Origin of the sequence: Rhodovulum sp. BSW8 (assembly GCF_003314725.1) — a bacterium.
In the GTDB taxonomy this organism is placed as follows: Bacteria; Pseudomonadota; Alphaproteobacteria; order Rhodobacterales; family Rhodobacteraceae; genus Rhodovulum; species Rhodovulum visakhapatnamense.
Window position 1 is genome coordinate 31629 of the sequence record NZ_QNVX01000066.1, and the last position, 26869, is coordinate 58497.

A 26869-nucleotide genomic window follows, 5' to 3' on the forward strand; every position below is an offset into this window, starting at 1 on the left:
CATAGCGCGCTTCGGATCTCTTTGCACCTGCAGCGTAAGCGGCGACGATGACAAAGCTGTGGCAGGGGGCGGAAAAGGCGCGGGCCGCACTGCGGCCTTCGCGAGCCGGGCGCTTTCAGGCGGCGGAACCGCCGAGCGCGCGGAGCGCCCGAAGCTCGGGGCCGTCCTCGCCCTCGATCCCGTCCAGCACCAGATGCAGGGTCTCGACCAGACGGACCATATGCTGCACCTCGGCCTCGCCGAACCGCCCCGACGCGCGCGAGAGCCCGGCCAGGCTGCGCGAGGTCGCGGGGCCGACCGAGACCGTCACGCCATTGGCCACGCCAAAGGACCGCGCGGCGGCGAACACGCCGGCCGGGTCGTCAAGCGCGGGATCGTCCCAGTGGATGGCGCCGGTAGTGCAGAACCCCCAGCGGACCGACGGGTCGCTGACCACCAGCCCGTTCAGGTCGTAGTGATCGCACCACGCCTGCGGATAGGTCCGGTACATTACCAGCGGCCGGGTAAAGCGGATATGCAGCGCCACCACGAAACCGGTATCGCAGCCTTGCCGCAGCGCTTCCAGCAGTTCGGCGACCTTGTTTACCCTGTTCATTGACATCCGCCGCGCCCCGCAAACGCCCATGGAAATCCGGTGCCGCTCCTGCTACCAAAGCGCCGCATAGTTCAAGCCCTTCCCGACCAGATGTATAGCCGATGGATCTTCGCAAGAAACTGACCGACCGCCTCGCCACGCTTGCCCCTGCAGGGTTCTATGTCGGGCTGCGGCTCGGGTTCGCCTATCCCGCACAGGAAATCAACCGCCTGCCCGGAGACTGGACGGATCACTATGCGCGCAGCGGACTTATCGTGCAGGACCCCGTTTTTCGCTGGGTCTATGCGCGCACCGGCGTCGTGTCCTGGGCATCGCTGGCCCATGACGATCCTGCCGACGTCTTCGGGCAGGCGGCCGCCTTCGGACTGCGCTTTGGGGCCGTGGTCTCGGTGATGCGGCCGGGCGACTCGGGACGGCGCAGCTATGGCACCTTCGCCCGGTCGAATCGCGCCTTTGGCTCGACGGAAATGGCCGAACTTCTGGGCATCGTCACGCGCCTGCACGCGGCCGACTCCGGAGAACGGCCCCTGACCCGCGCCGAAACCGAGGCACTTCGGCTCCAGGCCGATGGCCTGCGCCTGAAGGAGATCTCGGCCGAGCTCGACATCTCGATGAGCGCGGTGAAGGCGCGGCTGGCCAATGCCAAGCGCAAGCTCGGCGCCGCCACCACCTCGCAGGCGACATCTCTGGCGCGCTGCCGCGGCGTGATCTGACGCCTGCGGCACGCCGCATTGTTCCGAATTTCGCAATCTTCCGGCGCCCCGACCTTTCCGGGCCGAGGCGCGCCACAGGACGCGGTGCCCGGCGCCTGGCAAGCCCGGTTCACCCCCAGAGGCTTGCAGATTTGCATCTGCGGCGCACCGGGCGCGTTCGTATTGCGGCCCGCTTTACTGAATTTCGCCCAACGACGGGCAGGAATGCGGAGGTCAATTCAATTCTTGCTGAGCGAGCCGGTTCCGCATGGTGGAACTTCGCATGTTCAATTAGTATATGTATCGCCGCAATCAATTTATTAATAGACGCCCGCGGACGAAAGCCCGCTTTTAAAGACGCCGAAAGCATGGCGCCGCTTAAAATGCGCTCCGGCCGCCATTTCGCCCTTGGCAAAGACAATTTCTCGGTACAAAGTCCCGCCATTGCAGACGACTAACAGTCGATCCCCACTCGATCGAAGGAAAACCGAGATGCCAAAAGACCTAGAAACCCTGACGCTGAAGGAGCTCAAGGAACTCCGCAAGGACGTCGATACCGCGATCTCTTCTTTTCACGAACGCGAGAAGGCAAAAGCCCGCGCAGTTCTTGAGGCAACCGCCAAGGAAATGGGTTTCTCTCTGGACGATATCCTGGGCAAGAAGGCGCGCCGGGTGAAACCCACGGCGAAATACCGCAATCCCGAAAATCCCGCCGAAACCTGGAGCGGTCGCGGACGCCGTCCGCGCTGGCTGGAAGAGGCTTTGTCGAACGGCGCAAGCCTCGAGGATTTCGCCATCGCCTGACCCCTCTCCCGGGGCCGGGCGCCACAGGGGAGGCGCCACCCCGGGACGTTCCTGATCTGCGCCTCCCGGGAACCGGTCCGGCGGGACGACCCCTGGCGGGCAAGACAAAACCCGCCCCCCCCCTTTTCCTTGCCCGTGCAGCGCTCTAGACAGGCGGCACAATCCTTGCACCGGGAAGGGCTCGCATGACCCGCGTCTTCATCACCGGCACGGCCGGATTCATCGGGTTCCACCTCGCCGATCTTCTGCTGTCAGAGGGCATGACCGTCCATGGCTATGACGGCATGACCGACTATTACGACGTGTCGCTCAAGCGCCGCCGCCTGGCGCAACTCGACGGCCGCGAAGGTTTCGCGATGACCGAGGCGATGCTCGAGGATAACGAGGCGCTGTCAAAGGCCGTCGACGGCTTTCGCCCCGACATCATCGTCCATCTCGCGGCCCAGGCCGGCGTCCGCTACAGCCTCGACAACCCGCGTGCCTATATCGATTCGAACCTCGTCGGCACCTTCAATGTGATGGAAGCCGCCCGGCGCCAGTCGGTCCGCCATCTGATGATGGCCTCCACCTCGTCGGTCTATGGCGCCAATACCCAGATGCCCTTCGCGGAAACCCAGAAGGCCGACCTGCCGCTGACGATCTATGCAGCCACGAAGAAGGCGACCGAGGCGATGGGCCATGCCTATGCGCATCTGCACGATCTGCCGACCACGATGTTCCGCTTCTTCACGGTCTACGGGCCCTGGGGTCGCCCCGACATGGCGCCGATCAAATTCGCCAGCCGCATCGTCCGGGGCGAGCCCATCGACATCTACAATCACGGCGACATGTACCGGGATTTCACCTATGTCACCGACCTGGTGCGCGGCATCCGCCTGTTGATGGATGCCGTCCCCGAACGGCCCGCCGACGGCTGCGTGCCCGAAGGCGACAGCCTGAGCCCGGTCGCCCCGTTCCGGGTGGTCAATATCGGCAATTCCGAAAAGGTGCGGCTGCTCGACTTTATCGACGCGCTCGAATCGGAGCTCGGAACGCCTGCGATCCGCAACTACATGGACATGCAGCCGGGGGACGTTCCGGCCACCTGGGCCGATGCCTCGCTGCTGCAACGCCTGACCGGGTATCGCCCGCAAACCCCCATGCCCGAGGGCGTCGCCCGGTTCGTTGCCTGGTTTCGGGCAAACGACGCCTCCTGAGGGACGCAATCCGCAGGAAAACAACGGAAAGCGGCACCGTCCCCGCCGTTGCCCCTTGCCGGGCGACGGCCTGCGTGGTTACGTGACAGGAGGAAGGGTTTCCTGCTTGGCGACAATCCCGTTTCGCGAATACTATTTGTTTAGAGCGGTTGCCTAAGACGACATCATGACCGCGTATTTTCAGATTGCTGCCCAGACGTTCCGCGCCCTTGCCTGCGCGGCCTTGGTGGCTGTTCCCCCGTCTGCAGTCTCGGGCCAGACCATTCCGCATCCAGGCGCCGTCCGGCTGGCGATCCAGAATGCCGACGCCCATGCCCCACGCGCGAAATCGGTGGTCGATCTGCAGGGGCTTCGCGCCTCGCAATCCGCGCTGTCGCGCGATGGCACCCGGGTTCGGCTGACCTCGCTCAATCCTAATGCCAACGGCTGGTTCCTGCTGGAAATCGACCGCCCCGGCCAGCGGAGCGAGGCTTATCACCTCGAAAATCCAGACCCGCTGACCCGCGATGTCGCGCTCAGCGACGATCCGGTTCCGGCGATCCTGCTGACCGAGAGCCAGACCCGGTACAAGTGCCGCCCCTGGACGGTGGCGACGCCCGAACTGTCCGACGCGCGCGCCTCGGGCCTGCCATTTGCGCCGATCTGCGACAGCCATCTTTACCTGCGCAACCCGGTGTCGGGCGCGCGCACCAATCTTGAACGGACGGCCGAATTCCTGCGCGACAATGTCTGGTTCGGGGAATCCCTCGTCGGCTTCGTCAAGGATACGCTTTACAAGGACCGCTATCTCGCCAGCGGCGAGGTTCTGACCGGCGCCGATCCGGGCGAGGTGAACCGCCTGCTCGGCCGGGCCGACCTGCGCGATTTTCCGGTCATGTATACGACCATGACCTTCGATCTTGTCGGCGCCAGCCCCGAACGCATGGAGATGGGCGCCTGGTATGCCGTGCGCGGCGCCCCCGGCATCTATGCCTCTGCCATGCAGCCGCGCATGATCAGCCCCGAAATCCTCGGGCGCCGGGGCGAGACCAACGCGCTCGACGGGGTCGAGTCGCGGGCCGATGTCTATCTCGTGGCCTTCGACATGACGAATTTCGACATCGGCTACGAAACCGGAACCGAACATCCCCGGCTCGAATGGTCCTCGCGCCCCTCGCGTGGGGGCCAAAGCTGGAACCTGCCCGGCCCGGACGGGTTCAACACCGCGCGCCCGCTGGCAACGATGGGCATGGTCAATCCCGAAGAGGCCCGCCGGATCGCGGCCACCTTTACGGGTGGGTTCAAGCGCGACCATGGCGCCTTCCGGTTCGGGCCGATGGCCGGGTTCAACAACGGCCACCATTACGGCTTTATCGTGCACGGAACGGTGCTCAGCACGCTGCAGCCCGGGCTTTCGACGCTTTACGTGCTGGATGACGGCACCGTTCGCATGAAGACCTGGGCCGAGGCCGACGATGCGCTGCTGCCGCAGATCCGCTTTGCCCGGCAGAATGGCGTGCCGATCATCGAACGCGACCCCGCGACCGGAAACGGCATGGTCGGCCCGCTGGTCCGGCAATGGGGGGCGGGCAACTGGTCGGGCTCGGCCAATGCCGATCTCCGGACTCTTCGCGCCGGAGCCTGCATGAAGACCGCCGCAGGCCGCCAGTTTCTGATCTATGGCTGGTTCTCGACCGCGACGCCCTCGGCCATGGCCCGCACCTTCCAGGCCTATGGCTGCGATTATGCCATGCTGCTGGACATGAATGCCATCGAACACACCTACATGGCGCTTTACACGCCGGAAAAAGGTGGCGGCATCGACGCGCGCCATCTGGTCGCCGGCATGAGCCGGATCGACGAGAAAAGCCGCGACGGCCATGTCATTCCGCGCTTCATCGGCTTCCCGGACAACCGCGACTTCTTTTACCTGATGCGCAAGGAGCCGTTGCCATGACCCGCATTCTGGGCCTTCTCACGATCTGGCTCGTCCTTGCCACAACGCCCGGCACCGCGCAAAGCTTGGCCGAGTCGAACGCCCAGCTCTTTCGCGAACTGCAATCGGTGCGCGGCGTCGACGGCGCGGCGATCGAGAGGATCCAGCAGATCTTCGCACGCTCGCGGGTTCTGGGGCAGGGCAATCCGGCGATCACCCGCCACGCCATGACCCGCGAAGAGTGCAACGCCCGCGCCGGCGGCAACGCGCTGGCCGCCTATGCCGACAAGCGGTTCGAACGGATCTGCGGCGCCAAATACATGGCTCCGCTTTACGATCCGCGGACCGAACGGCCCGAGGACGCGAAGGCCTGCATCGACCAGTTCGAATATCCCGATATTCCCTGCAGCTATCCGGTGGTCTGGGTGAAGGCCAAGGAAGCCGCCGAAATCTGCGCCGCCGAGGGCAAGCGGCTGTGCGACGCGCATGAATGGGAAGGCGCCTGCGCCGGCGCGCTGGAGCCGCCGGACTACCGCTTCGACCTGGCGCGCGGCCAGTCGGACTCGGGGGCCGTCAACCGGATGCGCGCCGCGCATAACGCCAAATACCAAAGCTCCGCCAGCTGGAGCTATGGCCCGGCCTTCCGTACCGGGGTCTGTGCGCAGGACAGCGTGAAAAGCCCGACCTGCCCCGGCGGCGGGTTCGGCAATTGCGGATCCAACACCTACCCGACCGGAAGCTTCAACAGCTGCACCAGCCCGCTGAAGGTCTATGACATCAACGGCAACGCCGCCGAACACATGAACCTGCCGCTCGCCCCCGACCAGATGGCCAGCGCGGGCAGCACGCGGCTTGGTGTGACAGAGATGAAAGGGTCCTGGTTCATCTGGGACAAGTATCGCGCCCATCCCGACTGGTGCCGCTGGCGCGCGCCCTTCTGGCACGGCGCGCGGGTGATGAGCCCGGCAAGCCACGAGAATTACCACCTCGGCTTCCGCTGCTGCAAGACACTGGACTGATCGCCCCCGGCGCCGGCGGCGCCTGGGCCGCCAACCGCGCGGCACGGGCGGACGGCACATGAGATCAGCAAGATGCCCGGGTGCGATCCCCCCCTCTCATGCGCGGACGGAAGCCTGCGCCCCCTGACTTCGGGATCTTGCCGCAAGGGTCTTGGTGCGCCCGACCCTCCGGTCGCGCCGGTCGGCCTCCCCGCGAACCGTGCCGGAGACGCCTGCAGACCTGCGGATTTTCCAGTGTGCCGAAGCGAGAGGCACCGGCGCTGGTGGCACCGGCGCTCCCGCGACGCATCAGGGCCGCAGCACGAACATCACGTAGTCGGGGGCAAGGCGCTCGACGACTTGGGCCGCGCCAAAGATCTCGTTCAGCTCCGCAAAGGACGAGGACGAACAAATGCCCCGGATCGGCCGACCTGTCAGGGCGCGCAGCCTGGGCCCAAGGTCGTCCTTGTGAGCGAGATAAACGAACGGGCGTCCGTTCGAAGCATAGAATGACACGGCCCCTGGCGAGAAACGGGTCTTTCTGTCCCAGCCGCAGGCGACCAGTGTCTCGTCGTCCTGCAACTGCGCGCCCACGGTCGGCAGTACGGTCGATTGCGCGGCCTGGTCACGGGACGATTGCCCGGACAGCAGGATGGCGGGTTTCAGCGGCCCCAGCAGCAGCAGCGACATGATCCCGGTGACGATCCATTTCCGGCGCAAAGTGGCCTGCGACTGGAAGATCCAGACCGCCACGACTGCGCAGAACAGCGGCACGAGGTTCAGGGTATAGCGCGGATAGACCGGGCCACCGGCCAGGACGATGCTGGCGACATATCCCACCACCACGGCCGTGAAGCCAAAAAGCCGCGGGTCGCGCAAGAGCCAGGGCAGGACGAAAAGCCCGGCGATGGCACCGAGCCTCAGGAAAGGTTCGTCGCGGATCACGATCCCCCAGACATCCCCGAGACCGCGCATCCCGGAGGCGGCATCGGGGGAAAACCGGCCGATCAGTTCGTTGTCGACGGCCGATCGAATGGCCGCAGGGCCGTGCAACAGGATCTGCAAGAGCGGCCAGGCGGCCGCGAGGCACAGTGCCAGAAGACCCGCGGCCGGAAGGATCCGGGACCTCAGGCCGGGCAAGGCCACGCCCAGAAGCCGCGCGGCCAGCGCCGCCCCGGCGACGAAGACGGCCACGGCGGCAAGGGCGCCGGGCGATTTCTGCAAGGCACCAAGACCGACCGCCACCGCGGCCCACCACCAGTTCGACGGGCTCTGCACAGCGCGCCAGGCAAAAAGCAGAGCGAGCGTGACGAAGGCGGCCGACCCGGTCTCGAGCATGCCGGACATGGCATGGGACCAGAACTCGGTCGAACTGGCCAGCAGGATCACGGCGGCGGGCGCGGCATGGGGATGCGCGGGCGCGATGCTGCGCGCCAGAGAGGCCGTCGCGATCAGACAGACGACCGAAAAGATCCAGGACGGGATCCGGATCGCGACGGTTTCGTCGACCCCCGCGCCCAGAAAGACCGCGCCCATCCAGTATTGCAAAGGCGGCTTCTGGAAATTCGGAAGGTTCGAGGAATAGACGGTCGTCCAGTCTCCGAAGCGCAGAAAACCGCTCGTCCGGTCGAGGGTGAGAAATTCGTCAAAGCGGTAGAGCTGGCCGACCGGCAGTTGCGTGAGGTAGAAAAGTGCCAGACCCGAGATCAGGATCAGGCCAAGCTTCTGCGGATCGCGGAGCCAGGAGTTCATGAAATCCTCTTCTCTTCGGCCAGGAACGGATCGGGCGATGGGAGTACGGACAAGGACGGGTAGGCTGCCCGCAACGGGTCATGCCGGGTGATGGCGGAAAAGTCCATTCCGCAGTGGAGAGAGGCGCCGTCTCACCCACGCTGCGGGATTACCCTCCGCCATGCGCCGAAATCCGCGACAAGCGAGAAAATTCGCCCCAGGGTCAGGATCCACACCCGGTAACTGACGGTTGCCGCGAGAGCGATGGCCGGGAGGAGGACCTTTGGGCAGCGGTCATAGCGGGTCGCTACGCGTCTTCACTCCTTGAGCCTGCCGACCATGATCTCGATCCGGTTGCGGCGCGTGTATCGGCGCTTATCGTATTTGACCGGGGTCTTGCGTTGCTTCCGGCCAGGGATGCAAGCGCGTATCCCTTTGTCTTGCAAAGCTTCTTGGAACCAATCGGCATCATGGCCGCGATCCCCGAGCAGCCAGTCGATTTTTGGGAGGCTGTTGAGCAACGCCCTTGCGCCGATGTAGTCACCGACCTGACCGGTGGTGACGAACAGGTCGAGCGGGCGCCCCTGGCTGTCGCAGATGACATGCCGTTTGGTATTCATGTGTCCACTTAACCTTCTTTCCATGCTAATTTGGGAAAGGCGGACCCCGCGACGGATGGAACAGCGAAAGCGACGAAACCCAAGGCTCGCGACGCGAAGACCAAGATCGCGCAAACCCGCATGAGCGTTCTGGAACTGGCAAAAGAACTCGGCAACGTCGCCGAAGCCTGTCGCCAGCGCGGCATGGACACCACCAGCTTCTACGAGTGGAAACGTCGGTTTCAACGCGGTGGGTCGCCGTCGCGCATCTACCCGACACAGACCGCGGCCAACGCGCGGAGGTTCCAGCGCGACCTCGAGCGCGCGGCCCCGATGAAGATCACCCGCGTGCTGACCGATAACGGCAAGGCCTTCACCGACCGGCTGTTCGGCCTGCGCAAGCGCAGCCCCACCGGACAGCACGAGTTCGACCGGCTAAGCGCGGACCTCGGCATCGAGCATCGTCTCGCGCCACCGATGCGGCCGCAGACCAACGGCAGGGTCGAGCGCTTCAACGGCCGGATCGAGGATGTCCTGCAGAGCCATCGCTTCCGGAGCGGCGCAGACCTGGAGCAGACCATCCTGCGCTACGTCCACCTCTACAACAGCCAGCTTCCACAATCAGCCCTGAAGGGTCGAACGCCCATCGACACCCTCAAGGACTGGCAACGTCAAAGGCCCGAGATGTTCAGGAAGCGCGTCTGCAATCACGCGGGATGTGACAGCTAAAGACAGTTGCGCCCTTGCGCTTGATGACAATCTGCGCCCTGTAACCTATGGTGCCGTCTTTCCGCGGCCGGGGGGTGATGGTGCCCATACAACCAGTCCTGCAAGAGTCGATTTTAGTCCGGCATTGTAGGACCGATCTCTGCAAACCGGGAAAAATAGAGCGGAACGAGGCGAGACGAAGGCAAACGAGCGATGGCGCAATACACAGAAAATAAAAGAAAATATAACGCTATCAACGCCGCCCGCCTTTCGGTCGCGCCGATGATGGACTGGACAGACCGACATTGCCGCTACTTCCACCGGCTGATGAGCCGCTCGGCCCTGCTTTATACCGAGATGGTGACGGCTCCCGCCCTGGTCCGGGGGGGCGCCCTGCATCTGCTGGACCACGCGCCAGCGGAACACCCGGTTGCCGTTCAGCTGGGCGGCTCGGACCCCGCGGAACTTGCCCGGGCCACGCGGCTGTGCTGCGAGGCCGGTTATGACGAGGTGAACCTGAATGTCGGCTGCCCCTCGGACAAGGTGCAGTCGGGCGCGTTTGGCGCCGTCCTGATGAAGACCCCCAGCCTTGTCGCTGAATGCGTTGCCGCAATGCGGGCGGCGGCGACGGTCGAGGTCACCGTCAAGTGCCGGATCGGAGTCGACGATCAGGACCCGCAAGAGGTGTTGCCGGCCTTTCTTCAGACGATCTCGGCCGCCGGAGCAACGCGGTTTACCATTCACGCGCGAAAGGCGTGGCTGCAGGGGCTCAGTCCGAAGGAAAACCGCGATGTGCCGCCACTTGACTACGATCTGGTGCACGAGATGAAACAGGCCTTCCCGGAATTGCACCTGTCGGTCAATGGCGGGATCGGCACACTGACCGAGGCCAAGGGATTTCTGGAAGACGGGCTCGACGGGGCGATGATCGGGCGCGCCGCCTATCACGATCCCGCCGGGATCCTGCTGGGCGCGGACGAAGAAATCTTTGGCCAGCCCGGACGCAAGACCGCGCGACAGGTGGCCGAAGAGATGCGTCCCTATATCGCGCGCCACCTGGGGGCCGGAGGCCGGTTGCACGCCGTCACCCGCCACATGCTGGGGCTTTTCGCCGGACGCCCCGGGGCGCGAACCTGGCGGCGTCTGCTGTCCGAAGGCGCGGCCGGACCGGGGGCGGGTCTCGACGTATTCGATGCGGCGCTTGAGGCGATGCCTCCGATGCCCGAGCCTCTGCCGGTGGATGCGGCACGGAACGCCTGACCGCTTGCTCGCCGGTCCTGGCTGTCGCAAGGCGCGCCGTCGGCGGTGCGGCGTACAGGGCTGACCGATGCCGACGCCGCCTCCGATGAGCGTCGTCTCTGTCACCCGCATCGCGCGCGAGCCGGAGCCAAGAAGCCTCTCGGGCCGCCCGCTGGACGTTTGCCCGTCTCTGTCAATGGGGAACGACCTTGTTACGGCCAACCCTATGGGGCGGCGTCAGCCGAGCCAGATCCTTCCGAAAGCCCCCCGCTCCGATGCCGAACCTTCATTGCCGGGCCAGAGGGCGCATGCGTCTCCGCTTTCATTGAAGAGACCGACAAGCAAGCGGCGGGACAAGGGGCGCCCCGTCTCGACCATCCGGGTCGGCCAAGTCCGAAACTGAGGGCAAGATCGCATCGTTCCCGGCCCCCTCCCAAAGCAGCAGGATGCGCCCGGTTCCGCCCTGATCCAGCAGGTCCTGGAGCGTGGTAAAGGTTGCCCCTTTCCCGGAGCCGGGCCGTTTCCGGCGTCTGGCAACCCGCAGCCCGGGCCAGCTACCGCCGCCCCAGCCTGCGTGTATCGACCCGGCGGACTCTGCCTGGGTCAGGCCAATGCTCTGAATGCCTCGCCCAGCGTGGGGACCCTTCGCCGTCTGTCGCTTGATGCAGTCGTCCAACTGTCCACCTTCGCCACGTTCTCCCGCGTGGCATAAGCAGGATTTCACCTCGCGTCGGGCCGAGGGCTTTAGGCGGGCCGCACCCCCCTGGCCCAAAGCGCAAACCGCCCGTCGGATTCGACCTGCACGTCGACGAAGCCCGCGCGCGTCATATGGGCACTGAGCGAGCCGATCGTGAACCCGGTCCGATGCGCCATGAAATCGTTCCCACCCTGGATCGAAGGCCTGTAGCCGTAAAGGATATCGATGGGCGAGATCGGCCCCGCGGCCGAGATATAGGCAGGCTCTTCGAGCAACCCCTGGGCCACCAGCATGGCGACGCGCTGCAGATCGGGCATCGTCATCAGCGCAAATCCGCCCGGTCGCAGCACCCGGCAGAATTCGGACAGCGCCAGCGGCACTTCATGGGCGCGCAAATGCTCGAGATTGTGGGACGACCAGACCGCGTCGACCGAGCCCTCGGCCAGCACCCGCATGTCAGTGATGCTGGCCACAATGTCGGGCATCACCGAGGGATCGATGTCCAGGCGAAGCTCGCGCCAGCCATCGGTCGGAAAGGCATCGGTCGGAAGCTTGGCGGGGTCGGCCATGCCGCAACCCACATGAAGTACGGTCTTGAGAGTGGCAGTCACGTCTTCCGGGTCGAGGGTGAGGGTGTCCATGAAGGAGCTCCGGGTTCAGGATCGGGGTTCGCGCAGGCTTTCGCTCAACCCGTTGAGAACCGGATCGAGGAAATAGGTCAGGAGGGTCCGGTGACCGGTGGCGATGTCGCTGGTCAGCGTCATGCCGGGCATCAGCCCGTCGGGCAAGGCGACGTCGCGGTCGAAGGCCACGCGCGCGGCATGGCGGGCCGGGCCGCCGCCTGTCGGCACGCTGGAACTGGGCGCCACATCGGTCAGCCGCCCCGCGATCAGGCCATGGCGGCGCCAGGGAAAGGCATCCACCTTGATCCGCACCGGGTCACCGGGATGGACCAACCCCACATCACGGGACAGCAGCCCGATCTCGGCATGCATCGCACCGCTTGTGGGCGCGATCACCACCACCGGATCGGCGATGGTCATCAGCGAGCCCGGCCCCCCCTCGGCCACCGACAGCACGACACCGGCCTGCGGCGCGCGCAGATCGTAAAGCCGCGCGCGGTCGGTCGCCTGCGACAACTGGCGGTCGATCACCGCCAGCCGCGGCCGGAGCCCGGCCAGTTCCTCGAGACGGCTCTGGCGCAGGTCGCTGTCGAAGGCGGCAAGGCGGGCGGCGGCGGTTTCGCGTTCCTGGCGCAGGGACAGCAGCTGGGCCATGTTGTCCCGGCTGCTGGTCTCGGCATCGAGCCGCAGCAGCCGGGCCTGGTTGACCGCCAGGCGGGTGCCGCTTTGCCGCGCCAGCAGGGTTTCGTGCATGGTCTCGATCTCGCGCGCCGTCGCGACCGCCTCGGCCAGGGCAGGAACGCTTTCCAGCGCCGCGTCGATCCCGCCGTCGATCTGGGCAAGCGCCGTGACCAGCTGGTCGCGCTGGGCGGCCTCGGTTGCGGCGCGCTCGCTCTGGATCCGGGCCTGAAGGGCAAAGTCCTCGCCCTCGCCCGTGACCGCGCGATTGTCGAGTTCGGCCTCGATCCGGGCGATCTGGGCCTCGATTGCCACGCGCTCGGCGGTCAGAACGGCAGCGTCGGTCGCAGGATCGCGCGCATCGAGCCGCGCCAGAAGCTGGCCCGGCTCGACCGCGTCGCCCGGGCGCACCAAAAGCCGGTCGAGCACCGCCGAGCCCAGAGGTTTCATCACCACAGGCGGATCGTCGGTCACGATGCGTCCCTCGGCAGTGACCACGACGTCGATCGGAACGAAAGCCGCCAGCGTGACCAGCGCGACCAGAAGCACAGCGGATCCGAACGGCCAGAGCCGCAGCAGCCAGGGCAGAGGTTCCTCGCGGACCTGTACCAACGGCGGCTGGAACGGAAGCGCGTCGCGCGCGACTTTGCTCATGGGCGGGCGCTCATGCCATATGCTCGGTCTGCTGGCGCCAGAGCATCGCATAGGTCTCGCAGCGCGACAGAAGGGTCTCGTGCGGAGCCATGTCGAGCAGTCGGCCCTGATCGAGCACGAGGATCTGATCTGCCCGGACCAGCGAGGACAGCCGGTGCGAGACCACAATCATGGTGCGGCCATGAGCGATGGCGGCGAGGTTGCGGTTGACCAACGCCTCGGATTCGGGGTCGAGCGCCGAGGTGGCCTCGTCCAGGATGAGGATACGCGGGTCGGCCAGCAGGGCGCGGGCGATGGCAATGCGCTGGCGCTGCCCGCCCGACAGGTTGGCGCCGCTTTCCTCGACCATGGTGTCGAAGCCCATCGGCAGGCGCCGGATGAATTCGTCGGCGCCCGCCAGCGTCGCCGCGCGCAGCACGGCCTCGAGCGGGGCACCGGGCACCGCGACCGCGATATTGTCGCGGATCGAGCCGCGAAACAGCAGGTTGTCCTGCAGCACGATGCCGACCTGACGGCGCAGCGACGACAGAGCGATGTTGCGGATATCGATGCCGTCGAAGAGGATCAGGCCCTGTTGCGGCGTCTCGATCCCCTGGATCAGGCGCGTCAGCGTGGTCTTGCCCGAACCCGAGCGCCCGACGATGCCCACGACCTGCCCCGGCGCGACCGTCAGGCTGACCCGGTCGAGCGCCGGGGTCGCGGCGCCGGGATAGGCAAAGCCCACCTCGCGCAGTTCGAGCGCCCCCGACAGCATCGGCTGCGCCAGCTGGGCGTCATCCTGCCGTTCGGGTGGGTGATCCATGATTTTGCGCAGCATGCGGATCGACAGCGCGGCCTCCTGCCATTCGTTGATCAGGCCCACGATCTGCACCAGCGGCCCCGAGACGCGACCAGACAGCAGCAAGATCGCGACCAGCGTGCCGACCGTGATCGTGCCCTGAAGCGCCAGCCCGACGCCGACCGCGACCACCGTGACCTGCATCATCCGTTCCAGAAGCCCGGTCAGTGTGCCGGTCAGCGCCGAGATCCGGCCCAGATCCCATTGCTTGCGCACAGACTGGGCAAGGCTGTCTTCCCACAGCCGCTGGCGCGCGGGTTCCACCGCCAGCGACTTGACCGCGCGCATGTTGTGCAGCGTTTCGACCAGCAGCGCCTGGCGTTCGGCCTCGACCCCGTAAAGCGCGTTCAGCCGGCTCTGCAGGATCGGCAGCATCAGCCCGATGCAGCCCGCGATGGCGATGGCGTAAAGCGCGATGATCAGCGTCAGCGTGCCCGACAAAAGCGCCAGCGTGGTCAGCAGAAGCGGCAGCAGGGCCGCATCCAGCATCGTCTGCAGAAGCCGCCCGGTCAGGAAATGGCGGATCTTGTCGGTCTGCTGGATGTTGCGGGTCATTACCCCGGCGGGCGTCGTCTCGAACACGGTCATCGGCAGGCGCAACAGATGGGCCACGCTTTGCGAGCCGATATCGGCATCGATCCGGCCGCCCGCGATCTGGCTGAGCCGCTGGCGCACATAGCCGAAGCCCGCATCGAAGAGTACCAGCAGCACATAGACCGCGGTCACCGACATCAGCGTGTACCAGGCCTGATGGGCGATCACCCGGTCGATCATCACCTGCAGCAGCAAGGGCAGCGAAAAGGCGATCAGGTTGCCGGTGACGACCGCCACGGCCACCCCGGCAAAAAGGCTGCGCTCGCGCCGAAGCGCGGGCAGGAACCAGCGCAGGCCGAAGGCCCGGGCCGCGTCGGCCTTGCCATCCGTCCGCCCGATCAGGATCAGCCGGCCGGTCCAGCGCAGTTCGAATTCTTCCCAGGGAACGCTGCGCACGCCATCGGCCTCGTGCCGTGGATCGAGCAGCGCCGCGGTGCGCGCCTTCTCGACCAGACCGGCATGGACCAGCACGATCCAGCGGCCCTGTTCGACCTCGGCCAGCACCGGCAGCCCCTGCCCCAGCCGCGAGGCCATGCGCCATCCGGCCTTGCCGATCAGGCGGCAGCGCAGGCCCTTGGCCGCGAACAGCGCCATCAGACCGGGCGCGAGGTCGTCCCGTCCCAGATCGGGCAGCTCGTCAGGGCTGAGGATGATGCCGTTATGGGCGGCGATCAGGAACGCGCCGCGCAGCGTCGACAGCTGCGGCGTATCGAGCGCGAGGGTTTCGGACAGTTGGGAATCGTGGACCGACATGCGCCATGTGTACGCAAGCCACCATTAACGGGCGGTTGTCGGGAAACGGCGCGGGACAGAACTCCCGGCGGGGGCGGACCCCGCCGGGAGCGACGGATCAGCCCGCCCGGTTGGCGCGCCAGTAGGCGCGGGACACGGCGAAGACGGTGCCGCTGAGCGCGATCAGCGCGATCAGGTTGGGAATGGCCATCAGGGCGTTCATGATGTCGGCCACGATCCAGATCACGCCCAGATTGGCGACCGCTCCGACGACCACGCCGGCCACCCAAAGCAGGCGGAACGGCAGGATCACCTTCGACCCGAACAGGTATTCGGCCGCCCGTTCGCCGTAATAGCTCCAGCCGAGGATGGTGGTGAAGGCGAAGACGATCAGCCCGAGGCTGACGATCAGTTCACCGCCCGGCAACCCGGTCTGGAAGGCCAGCGCCGACAGCGCGGCCCCGGTCTCGCCGCTGGTCCAGACCCCGGTGGTGATGATGACCAGAGCGGTCATCGAGCAGACAAGGATCGTGTCGATGAAGGTCCCCAGCATCGCCACGTTGCCCTGGCGCACCGGATCGTCGGTCAGCGCCGCGGCATGGGCGATGGGCGCGGACCCGAGCCCCGCCTCGTTCGAGAAGACGCCGCGCGCCACCCCGAAGCGGATCGCGGCCATCACCGCCGCCCCGGCAAAGCCGCCGGTCGCTGCGGTGCCGGTGAAGGCATCCTCGAAGATCAGCGCCAGCGCGCCCGGCACGGCCTGGTAGTTGACGGCAAGAATGACCAGCGCGCCAAGGATGTACAGAACCGCCATCAGCGGCACCAGCCATTCGGCGACAGCCCCGATCCGCCGGACCCCGCCCACGATCACCACGAAGGTGACAACGGCCAGCGCGATCCCGGTCCACAGATGCGGGATGCCGAAGGTCGACTGGACCGCATCGGCCACCGAGTTGGCCTGCACCGTGTTGCCGATCCCGAAGGCGGCGATGGTGGCGAAGAAGGCGAAGATCCAGGCCAGCCAGGCAAAGCGCGGACCGAGCCCGTTCTTGATGTAATACATCGGCCCGCCGACATAGCGGCCATTGGCATCGACCTCGCGGTAATGCACGGCCAGCACCGCTTCGGCATATTTGGTGGCCATGCCGACCAGCGCGGTCAGCCACATCCAGAACACGGCGCCCGGACCGCCCAGGAAGATCGCGGTCGCAACGCCCGCGATGTTGCCGGTGCCGATCGTCGCCGAAAGCGCGGTGGTCAGCGCCTGAAACGGCGTGATCTCGCCTTCATGGCCTGCACCGCCCTTCTTGCGGCCCTCCAGCATCATCTTGAAGCCGTAGCCCAGCTTGCGCTGCGGCAGGAAACGAAGTCCCACGCACAGATAAAGCCCGGTGCCCAGCAGCAGCACCAGAACCGGCGGCCCCCAGACGAAAGAGTCGATCGAGTTGAGTATCTCCAACATTTACTTTTCCCTGTTAGTTGTCGGATGGTCCGCCACGGCCGGAACGGAGAGCGGGAATAGGGTCGGCCCCGGCGCGCTGACGCGGCCGGGGGACCGATCCGCAGGCGGCCGGCCGATCCGGTCGGCGAAAGGCACAAGACGCGGCGCGAAGCGGAAAAAGGTCGACCTCTGTCGGGCCCCGAGGCGGAGCCGGACAGCGGGACCGTCGCGACGACACGAACAGCCCCGCGGAGCGCAGGGCCATGACACGCGGCGCGGAAGGCGCTGGCGGGACAGAGGATAGCGTGGCAGAGCGCAGACCTGCGCTCCGCCGTCCGATCGTCATCGGCTCACGCCAGCTCGGCTGCCGCCCGGTCCGACCAGGTGTGGCCCGAGCGTCCGTGGTAGAAGCCGTTCACGAAGGGTGCCTCGATGCCCAGCTCGCGCAGTTTGGCATCGCCTTCGGCCGGGGCCATCCGGCCCTGCAGCACGTCGTCGAACAGGCGCGTCACCGCGATCATGTCGCAGGTATGGGGCATCACCCGGTAATGGGTCACGCCAATCGACTTCAGATCCTCGATATCCGGCATCAGATCGAGATAGCCATAGCTGAGCGTCTGGATGCCGTTGACCGTCAGGAAGGGCTTTTCGTCCATCGTCTTCAGCGTCATGCCGTCGAGATCCTCGCCGCAGACGAACTGGCAGTTGTCCTTGGTCCGGGCATGCGCCCGGGCATGGTAGCAGCGCGCCGACAGCGCCAGCGAGGCCCGGCCGAAGACCTGCACCTCAAGCCCGACGCCCAGCTCGGCCGCCTTCTCGCCCAGCTTGGCAACCGCGGCCCGCGGCAGCTCGGGCAGAAGCGCGAAATGGGTCGCGCCCTGCTCGTGCAGATAGGCCATCGTGTCTTCGTTATAGACGTTCAGCAGCGCCCCGATCCGGTGCGGCTTGTTCTTGAGGTACAGAAGTGCCGCGGTGTTGTTGACCTCAAGGTCGCGGCCCTCCTGCTCGGCCCATTCGCGCAGCAGGTTGCGTTCGCGCTTGATCACCACTTCCGAGAACGAGCAGAACACGACCTTTTTGCCCGCGCGTTCCAGCCGGTCGGCGACCTTGTCCAGATGGTGGTCGTCGAAGAATGGCGTCCGCTTGGAACAGATCACCTCGCCCAGATAGACGGTCGAGACCGGGCTTTCGTCGGCGATCCGGTTGTAAAAGTCGAGCTTCATCTCGGCGGGCCAGTGGAACAGGTTCGGGCCCAGCGTCAGTTCGGCAGCCATCGGGCTTACCTCCATTTCTTGGTCTTGAGCGCACCCTCGGTGTGTTTCTGACCCTCGGTCAGCGCCACCAGGTCGGCCAGCTTGGGTTCCTGCCCCGCCATGATCGAATCGACGGCCTCGCGGAAGGCGGCGACCACTTTCTTGACATAGGCGCGGCTCCGCTGGCGGCCCTCGATCTTGAAGGCATGCACGCCCGCATTGATCAGGTCGGGCAGCATGGTCGAGGCGTTCAGGCTGATCGGCTCTTCGAAGGCATAATAGCCGTCATCGCGGGCGTCGCACTTGTAGCGGCCCTTGCAGATCGTCGGATAGCCCGCGGTCTCGTCCGGCTTGAACCGGTCGATCATGTAATCGCCCAGGATCGTCGACATGCTGCCATCCTCGGCGCGTTCGTATTTCACGCAGGAGGCGGGCGAGCAGGCCCCGTCCATGTTGGTCGACTGGCCGGTGACGTAATTGGTCAGCGAGCAGCGGCCCTCGACCATCAGGCCGTGGTTGCCGAAGATGAAGGTCTCGACCTCGCAGGGGATCTCTTCGACCAGGCCCTTGATTTCCGAGATCGTCATGATCCGGGGCAGCACGACCCGTTTCACCCCGAATTCCTGCACGTAATACCGGATCGCCTCGGGCGACGAGGCCGCCGCCTGCACCGACAGGTGGATGCGCATCTGCGGGTGGTTTTTCTGGATATAGGCCGCGACCGCGATATCGGCGACGATGCAGGCATCGGCGCCCAGCCTGGCCGACAGGTCGGCCGCGTCCTTCCACAGCTGCACATTGCCCGCGGGCGGGAAGGTGTTCAGCGTGATCAGCACCTTGGTGCCGCCGTCATGGGCGTATTTGATGGATTTCTCCATCTCGTCGGGGGTGAAGTTCAGCCCCACGAAATTCCGCGCATTGGTGGCGTTCTGATAGCCGCAATAGACCGCATCGGCCCCGGCATCGACGGCCGAGCGCAGGGCGGCGGGCGTGCCCGCCGGGCAGATCAGTTCGGGTTTGATCATGAGTGCGACCCTTTCCGTTTCTGGGCGTTCTCGGCCGCCCGGCGCAGCATGTTCAGCGCCCCCCGGCCCGGCGCGCCGAACATGTCGGCCACGCTTTCGGCAATCGGCTCTTCCACGTCGTCAAGCGCGTTCCGGAGGCAGACCACCGCCTCGGTATCCCCGGTCACGATCAGATCGCGCGAGAAGAACAGCGCGTCGCCGTCCTGTTCGGTATCCATCAGCGTCAGCAGGTCCAGGAACTTGCCCGAGATCCGCGCGCAATGCGGCGGCAGGATGCGGCGACGGTTCAGCGCCTTGAAGTCCAGCGCCTCCGGATCGGGCCGCAGGTACAGCATGAAGGGCATGTCGACCGGGTCGATCAGGAAATAGGCGTGACGGTGATGGCCCAGCCGGTCGAACATGTCCGGATTGTCGGCCGCGATCTTGGTCACGATACGCTTGAGGACCGGCTGCAGAAGAAACAGCGGCAGCGGCGGCAGGAAGGGAAACCCTCCGGACGCGCCGGGCAGGCGTGGAGTTTGGGGTGCGGTTGTCATGGCTGGTCGATACCCGGATGTGGGAGAATCCGGATTGACTTAGGTCAAACCTGTTGCACTGTCCGGGGCACCAATTGCCGCAGGGATCGCGCGAACGCCTGTGCTGCAAGGCAAAGCGCCCGCCGGACCCGGCGGTTTGTGCTCTCACAACTGCGTGAAACGCGCGGTTCGGACGGGGACATGCCCCTGCCCTGCGCGCTCAGTCCGGCACGTCGATCGGCGGGCGGCAGACCATATCGGCGTGGATCGTGCTGAAATTGGTTCCCACCTTGCGCACCCCCAGAAGCATCTGGCTGGACATGGCGTCGCCCCGTGCCTGAAGCTCGGGGCTGGGCATCACGGTGAAGACCGCCGAGGTCCGGCCGGGCCGGGTGGCGCTGGGACCGCGCGGGGTCACCAGATAGATCCGCCGGTCGGGGCTGGCGCGAAGCTGACTTTGCGCGAATTCGCCGGCCGCGCACCAGAGCTGGGCCCCGCCGTCGCCGGGCCTCGCCAGCACCTCGAATTCGCCGGGAGTGCCCGTCGGATCGACCCGGTTGCCATGGTCGGTCAGAATCGCGTGCGGCGCGCGGGTCGGTCCGCCTTGCGGAACGCAGGCAGCCAGGCTGGAGGCGGCGGCAAGAATGGCAAGGCAGGGCAGAAGGCGCATGGGGGTCATCTCCGTCCGGGCCGCGAAACTGGCATGCGGACCCGTTCTCCCTTGGATAGAACCGCGGCCCGGCCCCGGCAAGGGGGGTGCGATCACGGCTTCGGCACGGCTGCCATACCTGCGCCCCGGCCAGGCGGGCTATCAGGGTCCGCCCCCAGCGCCGCCCCGAAGTCCCGCCAGACGGCTTCGTCCCAGTATCGCGATGCAGCACCCGAGGTCGACGGCAGCACCCAGACCGGCAGCCCGTCATGATCGAACTGGCCATAGCCCAGCCGCTTGACCCCCAGAAAGACCTGCGCGGCGCGCTTGCCGTTGAAAGCCAGGCTGCGGGGCCGCCAGATCTCGACGAAGCGGGCCAGGCGGTCGGGGTCGTGGGCGGTGGCCGGGACGGCCGCGTCCATGCCCCAGGCGCCCTTGGCCAGATCGGTCAGCCCGATGCCCAGCGCCAGCAGCCGCGCCTCGCAGCCGACGGCCAGCGGTTCGGGCACCAGCCCCGCCCGGCAAAGCACGGGCCAGAAGCGGTTCCCCCGCCCGGCATAGTAAAGGCCCAGCTCTGCCGAGCGGGGCCCCGCGGCCATGCCGCAAAAGACGGTACGCAGATCGGGCGCGACATAATCGGGAAGGATGTCCTCCGATCCCATGGCCGCGCCCTCCCGGGGCGTCCGTTACTGGTCGAGGAAGCTTCTGAGCTTGCGCGACCGGCTGGGATGCTTGAGCTTTCTCAAAGCCTTGGCCTCGATCTGGCGGATCCGTTCGCGGGTCACGCTGAATTGCTGGCCGACCTCTTCCAGCGTGTGGTCGGTATTCATGCCGATGCCGAACCGCATCCGCAGCACCCGTTCCTCGCGCGGGGTCAGCGAGGCCAGAACCCGCGTCGTCGTCTCTTTCAGGTTCTCCTGAATGGCCGAATCGAGCGGCAGGACCGCGTTCTTGTCCTCGATGAAATCGCCAAGCTGGCTGTCTTCCTCGTCGCCGATGGGCGTTTCGAGAGAGATCGGCTCCTTGGCGATCTTCATCACCTTGCGGACCTTCTCCAGCGGCATCTGCAGCTTCTCGGCCAGCTCTTCCGGCGTCGGCTCGCGGCCGATCTCGTGCAGCATCTGGCGGCCGGTCCGGACCAGCTTGTTGATCGTCTCGATCATGTGCACCGGGATACGGATGGTGCGCGCCTGATCCGCGATGGACCGGGTGATCGCCTGCCGGATCCACCAGGTGGCATAGGTCGAGAACTTGTAGCCGCGGCGGTACTCGAACTTGTCGACCGCCTTCATCAGGCCGATATTGCCTTCCTGGATCAGGTCGAGGAATTGCAGCCCGCGGTTGGTGTATTTCTTGGCGATCGAGATCACCAGACGCAGGTTCGCCTCGACCATTTCCTTCTTGGCCTGGCGGGCTTCCTTCTCGCCCTTCTGGACCTGGCTCACGATGCGGCGGAATTCCTGGATGTCGACGCCGACATACTGGCCGACCTGGGCCATCTCGGCACGCAATTCGCTGACCTTGTGGCCCGACCGTTCGGTAAAGGCCGCCCAGCCGCGCCCGCCCTTGCGGGCCATGTGATCCATCCAGTTCGGATCGAGCTCGTGGCCGCGATATTCGTCGATGAATTCGCGCCGGTTGATGCGGGCCTGGTCGGCCAGCTTCACCATGGCGCTGTCGATCGACATGATCTTGCGGTTGATCCCGTAAAGCTGGTCGATCAGCGCCTCGATCCGGTTGTTGTGCAGATGCAGCTCGTTGACCAGCAGCACGATCTCGGCGCGCAGCTTCTGGTATTCGGCCTCGTCCTTGTCGGAAAAGCGATGGGTCGTGCTCAGCGTGGCCTGGATCCGCTTGTCCTGGATCTCGGAAAGCTTGGAATAGTCCTCGGCGATCTGGTCGAGGGTTTCCAGCACGCGCGGTTTCAGCGCCGCCTCCATGGCCGCGAGGCTCATGTTGGCCTGTTCCTCGTCCTCGTCATCGTCGTCGCGGCGGATCGGGTTGCCGTCGGCGTCGAGTTCGGGGCTGTCTTCGTCCTTGCGGCTGTTGGGGTTCGCGGCCTCGACCTCGAGCCCGTCGACGACCGGCTCGTCTCCCTCGTCCTCCTCGAGCGAGCGCCCGAAGGTGGCATCAAGGTCGATCACGTCACGCAGCAGGATATCTTCGTTCAGAAGCTCGTCGCGCCAGATGGTGATCGCCTGAAAGGTCAGCGGGCTTTCGCAAAGCCCCGCGATCATCGTGTTGCGCCCGGCCTCGATCCGCTTGGCGATGGCGATCTCGCCCTCGCGCGACAGCAGTTCGACCGAGCCCATCTCGCGAAGATACATCCGCACCGGATCGTCGGTGCGGTCCAGCGTTTCGGACGTACTGGTGGCCAGCGCAACCTCGCGCGAGGTGGAGGTCTCGACCACTTCGGTCGATTTCTCCTCGCCCTCTTCGGCCTCGTCTTCCTCGATGATGTTGATGCCCATCTCGGACAGCATCGACATCACATCCTCGATCTGTTCCGAAGACACCTGGTCGGGCGGCAGCACCTGGTTGAGCTGGTCATAGGTGATGTAGCCGCGCTCCTTGGCCTCGGCGATCATCTTCTTGACCGCAGCCTGGCTCATGTCGAGCGCGAGGTCGGCGTCCTGCTCGTCGGTCTTGCTGTCGTCCGTGTCCTTGGCGGCCATGAAGGTCTCCTTGCAGGATGGCTGATTCGTCCACCGGGTCAAACCGACTCAATAGCGCGAATCAACGGGAAGAACACCTGTGTACCCCCGATTCGTTGATCAAATCTCAACTTTCCGGGGCATTGCGGCGTGACGTTCTTCCTTTGCCATAGTCGATTCGGTCCAGAAGTTCGGCGAAGGCATCGCGTTCGTCCCGGTCCACATGCGCCCCGTTCGGGGCAAGCTCGAAGTCGGCCTCGTCCTCCTCCTCGGAGAGGCCGGCGCCGTGCCGCGCCCGGGCCGCCTGGCTCAGGCGCCAGGTCACCCCCTCGTCGGCAAAGCCTTCCAGGGCGCGCATGCCCTCCTCGATATCCCGTTCTGCCCCGCGAAGCCGGATCAGACGGTTGAACTCGTGCGAGATGCAAAGTGCGGCCTTTTCGGTGTCGCCCGGGGCATGAACCGGCGGCGCAATGCGCACATGGCTGAGCGAGAAGAGCTTTTCAAGGGGTTCGGGTCCGATGCGCCGTTCGACCGCGGCCAGCATGGCCTCGCGGTCGTCCTGCGGCGGCAGGCTCAGCAGCGCCTGTTGCAGCGCCGCATGGTCGGGCGCGGCGCAGACCAGCGCCTCGAGCTCGCCCGCGAATTGCGCGATCAACTCGGGATGGGTGATCAGCGCGGCCAGAATCACCGCCTCGCGCAGCTCTTCCTCGAAGCGCGGGATCGCCTGCACCAGCTCGGAACTTTTGGTGCTGGCAACAGGCCTTAGGCGCGGCTCGCGCGGCCAGCCGCCCTTGCGGAACCCGCCGCCGCTGCGCGCCGGACGGAACAGTTCCCAGCGCAGGCGCTTCAGATCTTCGGCGTAATGATGGCGCAGGGTCTGGTCAGGGATCCTGCCGATGGCGGCGGTAAGATCGCGTTCCAGCGCGGCGCGGCGTTCGGGGCTGTCGAAGACCCGGCCCTCGGTCGCCCGGTCCCAGAGGATCTGAACCATCGGCCGGGCCTCGTCGAGGATCTTGCGCATCGCCCCGGCGCCGCCCGCCCGGATCACCTCGTCGGGGTCCTGACCGGGCGGCAGGATCGCAAAGCGCAGCGCCTGCCCGGCCTCAAGCAGCGGCAGCGCCAGATCCATCACCCGCCGCGCCGCGCCGATCCCGGCCTTGTCGCCGTCGAGCGCGATCACCGGCTCGGGATGAATGCGCCACAACAGCCGCAACTGGTGTTCGGTGACGGCGGTACCCAAAGGCGCCACGGCCGCACCGAACCCCGCCTCGGACAGCGCGATCACGTCCATATAGCCCTCGGCCACGACCAGCGGCTGGCCCTTGCCCGCCGCCTCGCGCGCCCGGTCGAGGTTGAACAGCGTATGCCCCTTGTCGAAAAGCTCGGTCTGGGGCGAGTTCAGGTATTTCGCATTGTCGTTCGGGTCCATCGCCCGGCCGCCGAAGGCGATGACCCGGCCGCGCCCGTCGCGGATCGGAAAGAGGATCCGGTTGCGGAAGACGTCATAGGGCTGACGCCCCTTGTCCGAGGGCCGCGCCAGACCGGCCGCGAGAATCAGGTCCGGGTCGAGCCCGCGCCCGGTCAGATGCGCCCACAGCCCCTGCCAGCCGGGGGGCGCAAAGCCGATCTCCCAGCGCGCCTGCGCCTCGGGACTCAGCCCGCGCCGCGCGAGATAAGCCCGCGCCTCGGCGCCCGCGCCGGTCTGCAACTGCATCCGGTAATGCCGCTGGGCAACCTCCATCACCTCCAGCAGGCGGGTCTGGCGGTCTGCCCTGACCTTGTCGGCGGGATCGCGCACCGGCATCGGCATCCCGGCCTCGCGGGCGAGGATCTCGACCGCCTCCATGAAGCCGACATTTTCGGTTTCCTGCACGAATTTGACCGCGTCGCCCTTCGCCTGGCAGCCGAAGCAGTAATAATAGCCCTTACGGTCGTCGACATGGAAACTGGCGGTCTTTTCCTGATGGAACGGGCACGGCGCCCAGAGATCGCCCTTGCCCTGGTTCGACTTCCGCGCGTCCCACATCACCTTGCGCCCCACCACCTGGGCGATGGAGGTCCGCGTCCGCAACTCGTCGAGGAATCCGGGGGGCAAGCTCATGCCGAACAATATCGGGCGCGGGGGGCGGCTGTCCATATCGGCCGGGCCTGCGGGCGGCAGCGAGTCGCCGCCAGACGCGGGACGGCGGCCGGTTTCGGCTCAGCCCCGCCCGGCCTTTTCCTGCAAAAGCGCGGTCAGGATCTCGGCCATCGCCTTGGCCTCGCCCGCCGAGGTCACGCCGCCCACGCCCACCCGGCGACCGAACCGCCACCAGACCCCCGGCGCCCAGGCGCGCGGCAGGGCCTCGGTCAGGCTCAGCGAAAACCCGTTCGAGGGCTTGAAGGCCAGCATGCCCCGGTCGAGCCCGGAAATCCGCTCGATCCGCGCCAGCTCGCGCCCGCGGTCGTCGAAAAGACCCTCGCGCGTCAGCACCAGCCGACGCGCCGTCGCCCGGCGCATCGCCTCGGCCAAAGCCAGCGCCCCCGCTCCCATCGCCAGCAGGAACGCACGGTATCCGATGCCAGCGGGCGGATGCACAAGCGCGATCTGCAACAGCAGCCCCGCCAGTGCCAGCAGCACGCCCAGACCGATCACCCGGCGCACGGCCGACACCCTGAGCGTTGCCAGTTCTTCCGTCATTTCCGCCCCTTTCGCCCCGCGCCAGACGCGGCCCGCATGAAATTCGTGCAGACGCGGCGATGCTGCCCTGTGATTCCGGCAGAGTATCGCGTAGGCTCGCCTCTTGTTGGGCGAGAGGGTCGGCGTCAACCCGCGACCGGACAGACGCGGCGAAAAAGCACCTTGCCCGAGGCGACGAAGTCGCCATCTTTGGGGGGAAGCCAATTCATTTTGGTGGACAGGATCAACACAGGTGGATCATGACTGACAAAACTTCGGAAAAGCCCGCGCAACTCCTGGAAGACCCGACTCCGTTCTCGAATCGGATGAACTGGCCTCTGCTCAGCGCGTCCAACTCGAAAACCGAGCTGAAAACGGACGATCCGACGCCGTTCTCCAGCCAGTTCAAGTGGCCGCTGCTGTCGGGCCGCAAGTCCCAGGTCGAGCTGACCACCGGGACGACCCCGCTTTCCGACATGATGAAATGGCCGCTGCTCAGCGACAAGGCGACCATGTTCGACACCGAGCTTCCCTCGGCCGAAGGTGGCAGCAAGGCCACCGGCGACAGCCCGGTCAGCAAGTTCATTCGCGGCATCATGACCGGCGAACCGCAGAAGTAAGCGGACCGGCCAAAGCCGTTTTTGGCGCGGAACCCGCCGGGATCTCCCGGCGGGTTTCGCGTTTTCGGCATTTGGGACGTTGGACGCCGCCGCACCGGACGGTCCGCGCGTCAGGCCGAGACGGCCTTCCGCACCATGCTCCAGTAAAGATCCTCGACCTCGGCGCGACTCAGCCGCCCCTCGTCGCGGTACCAGGTGGTGACCCCGGTCAGCATCGCGATCACCGCGAAGGCCGCATGCTTGCTGTCGGCCACATCGAACGCCCCCTCGGCCGCGCCCTGGCGCAGGATGTCCTCCAGCACGGTCTCGTAGCGGCGGCGAAGCGCCTCGATCGCCCGGAAATTCGCGGGATCGAGGTTGCGCAGTTCCATATAGGCGATGAAGACCGCATCGGGCCGGTCGAGGTGAAAGCGCACGTGAAAACGGGTGAAGGCCTCCAGCGCGTCGCGCGCGCCGCCCCCCTTGGGCAGCGTCTCCCAGGCGGCCAGAAGCTCGTCGAGATGGCTTTTCATCAGCTCGAACAACAGCCCCTGCTTGTCGGGGATGTAGTTGTAAAGCGCGCCCGCCTGCACGCCCACCTCGGCCGCGATCCGGCGCATCGACACCGCGGCGTAGCCATGCCGGGCAAACAGCGCCTGCGCCGCCGCCCGCAACCGCGGGCCGGTGATTTCGGAATGGGACCCGGAGGTGCGTGCCATCACCCCAGAGTATCTGAACGCGCGTTCAGTTCAATCCCTGCCCCATCCGCGTCCTGCGCCGT

The 26869-nt window shown here is 66.2% G+C and carries 23 protein-coding genes and 2 pseudogenes; 9 read left to right on the top strand and 16 right to left on the bottom strand.

Translation table 11 applies throughout. From position 1 onward, the window contains the following. Positions 1 to 115: 115 nt before the first annotated feature. The gene (locus tag DSD19_RS19725; RefSeq protein ID WP_165828193.1) at positions 116 to 595 is read right to left on the bottom strand and encodes an autoinducer binding domain-containing protein; all 480 of its coding nucleotides are present in this window, start codon (positions 593 to 595) and stop codon (positions 116 to 118) included. 101 nt (positions 596 to 696) lie between these two features. Between DSD19_RS19725 and DSD19_RS19730 the strand changes: the two genes are divergently transcribed. The 5 genes from DSD19_RS19730 (at position 697) to DSD19_RS19750 (ending at position 6221) form a co-directional block, all read left to right on the top strand. Further along, the gene (locus DSD19_RS19730; protein WP_075784968.1) at positions 697 to 1308 is read left to right on the top strand and encodes an autoinducer binding domain-containing protein; all 612 of its coding nucleotides are present in this window, start codon (positions 697 to 699) and stop codon (positions 1306 to 1308) included. Positions 1309 to 1731: 423 nt separating this feature from the next. Next, on the top strand, positions 1732 to 2091 hold the full coding sequence (locus DSD19_RS19735) for an H-NS family nucleoid-associated regulatory protein (protein ID WP_371412644.1): 360 nt from the start codon (positions 1732 to 1734) through the stop codon (positions 2089 to 2091). Between the two features lie 185 nt (positions 2092 to 2276). Beyond that, complete coding sequence (locus DSD19_RS19740; protein ID WP_075784966.1) at positions 2277 to 3287, top strand: NAD-dependent epimerase/dehydratase family protein; 1011 nt, start codon at positions 2277 to 2279, stop codon at positions 3285 to 3287. Between the two features lie 226 nt (positions 3288 to 3513). After that, positions 3514 to 5223: a hypothetical protein gene (locus DSD19_RS19745; protein ID WP_133260485.1), complete on the top strand. Its 1710-nt coding sequence runs from the start codon at positions 3514 to 3516 to the stop codon at positions 5221 to 5223. Beyond that, positions 5220 to 6221 (top strand): hypothetical protein, encoded by a 1002-nt coding sequence (locus DSD19_RS19750; RefSeq protein WP_113670833.1) that lies wholly within the window; start codon positions 5220 to 5222, stop codon positions 6219 to 6221. Before DSD19_RS19745 ends, DSD19_RS19750 begins: the two co-directional genes overlap by 4 nt. 288 nt (positions 6222 to 6509) lie before the next feature. Here the strand turns inward: DSD19_RS19750 and DSD19_RS19755 are convergent, their stop codons facing one another. Both DSD19_RS19755 and DSD19_RS19760 read right to left on the bottom strand, forming a co-directional pair. Next, positions 6510 to 7952, bottom strand: coding sequence for a glycosyltransferase family 39 protein (locus DSD19_RS19755; RefSeq protein ID WP_113670834.1), 1443 nt, complete (start codon positions 7950 to 7952; stop codon positions 6510 to 6512). A 218-nt stretch (positions 7953 to 8170) separates the two neighbouring features. Beyond that, positions 8171 to 8566 (bottom strand): annotated as a pseudogene (locus DSD19_RS19760) (IS5 family transposase); the annotation flags it as partial. A 15-nt stretch (positions 8567 to 8581) separates the two neighbouring features. Here DSD19_RS19760 and DSD19_RS22825 point away from each other — a divergent pair. From DSD19_RS22825 to dusA, 3 genes and pseudogenes are all read left to right on the top strand, one after another. After that, positions 8582 to 8785, top strand: a pseudogene (locus DSD19_RS22825) (hypothetical protein); the annotation flags it as partial. 222 nt (positions 8786 to 9007) lie between these two features. Continuing rightward, the gene (locus DSD19_RS22830) at positions 9008 to 9259 is read left to right on the top strand and encodes an integrase core domain-containing protein (RefSeq protein WP_371412649.1); all 252 of its coding nucleotides are present in this window, start codon (positions 9008 to 9010) and stop codon (positions 9257 to 9259) included. 192 nt (positions 9260 to 9451) lie between these two features. After that, positions 9452 to 10498: a tRNA dihydrouridine(20/20a) synthase DusA gene (gene dusA / locus DSD19_RS19770; protein ID WP_113670835.1), complete on the top strand. Its 1047-nt coding sequence runs from the start codon at positions 9452 to 9454 to the stop codon at positions 10496 to 10498. Between the two features lie 723 nt (positions 10499 to 11221). Here dusA and DSD19_RS19775 read toward each other — a convergent pair. From DSD19_RS19775 to DSD19_RS19830, 12 genes are all read right to left on the bottom strand, one after another. After that, entirely contained in the window at positions 11222 to 11815 is a 594-nt protein-coding gene (locus DSD19_RS19775; RefSeq protein WP_113670836.1) for a methyltransferase domain-containing protein, read from the bottom strand. A gap of 15 nt (positions 11816 to 11830) precedes the next feature. Further along, positions 11831 to 13129, bottom strand: a complete 1299-nt coding sequence (locus DSD19_RS19780) for an HlyD family type I secretion periplasmic adaptor subunit (protein ID WP_075784959.1) — start codon at positions 13127 to 13129, stop codon at positions 11831 to 11833. A 10-nt stretch (positions 13130 to 13139) separates the two neighbouring features. Beyond that, positions 13140 to 15314 (bottom strand): peptidase domain-containing ABC transporter, encoded by a 2175-nt coding sequence (locus DSD19_RS19785; RefSeq protein ID WP_113670837.1) that lies wholly within the window; start codon positions 15312 to 15314, stop codon positions 13140 to 13142. A 97-nt stretch (positions 15315 to 15411) separates the two neighbouring features. After that, on the bottom strand, positions 15412 to 16752 hold the full coding sequence (locus tag DSD19_RS19790) for a sodium:alanine symporter family protein (protein WP_207802496.1): 1341 nt from the start codon (positions 16750 to 16752) through the stop codon (positions 15412 to 15414). 332 nt (positions 16753 to 17084) lie between these two features. Continuing rightward, positions 17085 to 18008 carry a U32 family peptidase gene (locus tag DSD19_RS19795; RefSeq protein ID WP_243628165.1) on the bottom strand — a complete coding sequence of 308 codons (924 nt, stop codon included), beginning with the start codon at positions 18006 to 18008 and terminating at the stop codon, positions 17085 to 17087. 5 nt (positions 18009 to 18013) lie between these two features. After that, positions 18014 to 19012, bottom strand: coding sequence for a peptidase U32 family protein (locus DSD19_RS19800; protein WP_075784956.1), 999 nt, complete (start codon positions 19010 to 19012; stop codon positions 18014 to 18016). Next, positions 19009 to 19548 (bottom strand): SCP2 domain-containing protein, encoded by a 540-nt coding sequence (locus DSD19_RS19805; RefSeq protein WP_237399789.1) that lies wholly within the window; start codon positions 19546 to 19548, stop codon positions 19009 to 19011. The genes DSD19_RS19800 and DSD19_RS19805 overlap by 4 nt, the downstream gene beginning before the upstream one ends. A 199-nt stretch (positions 19549 to 19747) precedes the next feature. Then, complete coding sequence (locus tag DSD19_RS19810) at positions 19748 to 20197, bottom strand: hypothetical protein (protein WP_075784955.1); 450 nt, start codon at positions 20195 to 20197, stop codon at positions 19748 to 19750. A 92-nt stretch (positions 20198 to 20289) separates the two neighbouring features. Further along, on the bottom strand, positions 20290 to 20838 hold the full coding sequence (locus DSD19_RS19815) for a mismatch-specific DNA-glycosylase (RefSeq protein WP_113670840.1): 549 nt from the start codon (positions 20836 to 20838) through the stop codon (positions 20290 to 20292). 24 nt (positions 20839 to 20862) lie between these two features. Beyond that, positions 20863 to 22851 (bottom strand): RNA polymerase sigma factor RpoD, encoded by a 1989-nt coding sequence (gene rpoD / locus DSD19_RS19820; protein ID WP_075784953.1) that lies wholly within the window; start codon positions 22849 to 22851, stop codon positions 20863 to 20865. 106 nt (positions 22852 to 22957) lie between these two features. Further along, a complete protein-coding gene (gene dnaG / locus DSD19_RS19825) occupies positions 22958 to 24931 on the bottom strand; it encodes a DNA primase (RefSeq protein ID WP_113670906.1) in 1974 nt (657 codons plus the stop codon). 99 nt (positions 24932 to 25030) lie between these two features. Continuing rightward, positions 25031 to 25510 (bottom strand): hypothetical protein, encoded by a 480-nt coding sequence (locus DSD19_RS19830; protein WP_075784951.1) that lies wholly within the window; start codon positions 25508 to 25510, stop codon positions 25031 to 25033. Between the two features lie 305 nt (positions 25511 to 25815). Between DSD19_RS19830 and DSD19_RS19835 the strand changes: the two genes are divergently transcribed. Then, on the top strand, positions 25816 to 26109 hold the full coding sequence (locus tag DSD19_RS19835; protein ID WP_075784950.1) for a hypothetical protein: 294 nt from the start codon (positions 25816 to 25818) through the stop codon (positions 26107 to 26109). 110 nt (positions 26110 to 26219) lie between these two features. On the opposite strand, the gene DSD19_RS19840 is transcribed toward DSD19_RS19835, so the two are convergent. Next, positions 26220 to 26807 (bottom strand): TetR/AcrR family transcriptional regulator, encoded by a 588-nt coding sequence (locus DSD19_RS19840; protein WP_113670841.1) that lies wholly within the window; start codon positions 26805 to 26807, stop codon positions 26220 to 26222. Positions 26808 to 26869: the final 62 nt, after the last annotated feature.

Excerpts from the sequence above, each read along its gene's own strand:
- DSD19_RS19725 (WP_165828193.1), bottom strand. The coding sequence starts at position 595 with ATGAACAGGGTAAACAAGGTCGCCGAACTGCTGGAAGCGCTGCGGCAA.
- DSD19_RS19730 (WP_075784968.1), top strand. The coding sequence starts at position 697 with ATGGATCTTCGCAAGAAACTGACCGACCGCCTCGCCACGCTTGCCCCT.
- DSD19_RS19740 (WP_075784966.1), top strand. The coding sequence starts at position 2,277 with ATGACCCGCGTCTTCATCACCGGCACGGCCGGATTCATCGGGTTCCAC.
- DSD19_RS19750 (WP_113670833.1), top strand. The coding sequence starts at position 5,220 with ATGACCCGCATTCTGGGCCTTCTCACGATCTGGCTCGTCCTTGCCACA.
- DSD19_RS19755 (WP_113670834.1), bottom strand. The coding sequence starts at position 7,952 with ATGAACTCCTGGCTCCGCGATCCGCAGAAGCTTGGCCTGATCCTGATC.
- DSD19_RS22830 (WP_371412649.1), top strand. The coding sequence starts at position 9,008 with ATGCGGCCGCAGACCAACGGCAGGGTCGAGCGCTTCAACGGCCGGATC.
- dusA (WP_113670835.1), top strand. The coding sequence starts at position 9,452 with ATGGCGCAATACACAGAAAATAAAAGAAAATATAACGCTATCAACGCC.
- DSD19_RS19775 (WP_113670836.1), bottom strand. The coding sequence starts at position 11,815 with ATGGACACCCTCACCCTCGACCCGGAAGACGTGACTGCCACTCTCAAG.
- DSD19_RS19780 (WP_075784959.1), bottom strand. The coding sequence starts at position 13,129 with ATGAGCAAAGTCGCGCGCGACGCGCTTCCGTTCCAGCCGCCGTTGGTA.
- DSD19_RS19785 (WP_113670837.1), bottom strand. The coding sequence starts at position 15,314 with ATGTCGGTCCACGATTCCCAACTGTCCGAAACCCTCGCGCTCGATACG.
- DSD19_RS19795 (WP_243628165.1), bottom strand. The coding sequence starts at position 18,008 with ATGGCTGCCGAACTGACGCTGGGCCCGAACCTGTTCCACTGGCCCGCC.
- DSD19_RS19800 (WP_075784956.1), bottom strand. The coding sequence starts at position 19,012 with ATGATCAAACCCGAACTGATCTGCCCGGCGGGCACGCCCGCCGCCCTG.
- DSD19_RS19805 (WP_237399789.1), bottom strand. The coding sequence starts at position 19,548 with ATGACAACCGCACCCCAAACTCCACGCCTGCCCGGCGCGTCCGGAGGG.
- DSD19_RS19810 (WP_075784955.1), bottom strand. The coding sequence starts at position 20,197 with ATGCGCCTTCTGCCCTGCCTTGCCATTCTTGCCGCCGCCTCCAGCCTG.
- DSD19_RS19815 (WP_113670840.1), bottom strand. The coding sequence starts at position 20,838 with ATGGGATCGGAGGACATCCTTCCCGATTATGTCGCGCCCGATCTGCGT.
- rpoD (WP_075784953.1), bottom strand. The coding sequence starts at position 22,851 with ATGGCCGCCAAGGACACGGACGACAGCAAGACCGACGAGCAGGACGCC.
- dnaG (WP_113670906.1), bottom strand. The coding sequence starts at position 24,931 with ATGAGCTTGCCCCCCGGATTCCTCGACGAGTTGCGGACGCGGACCTCC.
- DSD19_RS19830 (WP_075784951.1), bottom strand. The coding sequence starts at position 25,510 with ATGACGGAAGAACTGGCAACGCTCAGGGTGTCGGCCGTGCGCCGGGTG.
- DSD19_RS19835 (WP_075784950.1), top strand. The coding sequence starts at position 25,816 with ATGAACTGGCCTCTGCTCAGCGCGTCCAACTCGAAAACCGAGCTGAAA.
- DSD19_RS19840 (WP_113670841.1), bottom strand. The coding sequence starts at position 26,807 with ATGGCACGCACCTCCGGGTCCCATTCCGAAATCACCGGCCCGCGGTTG.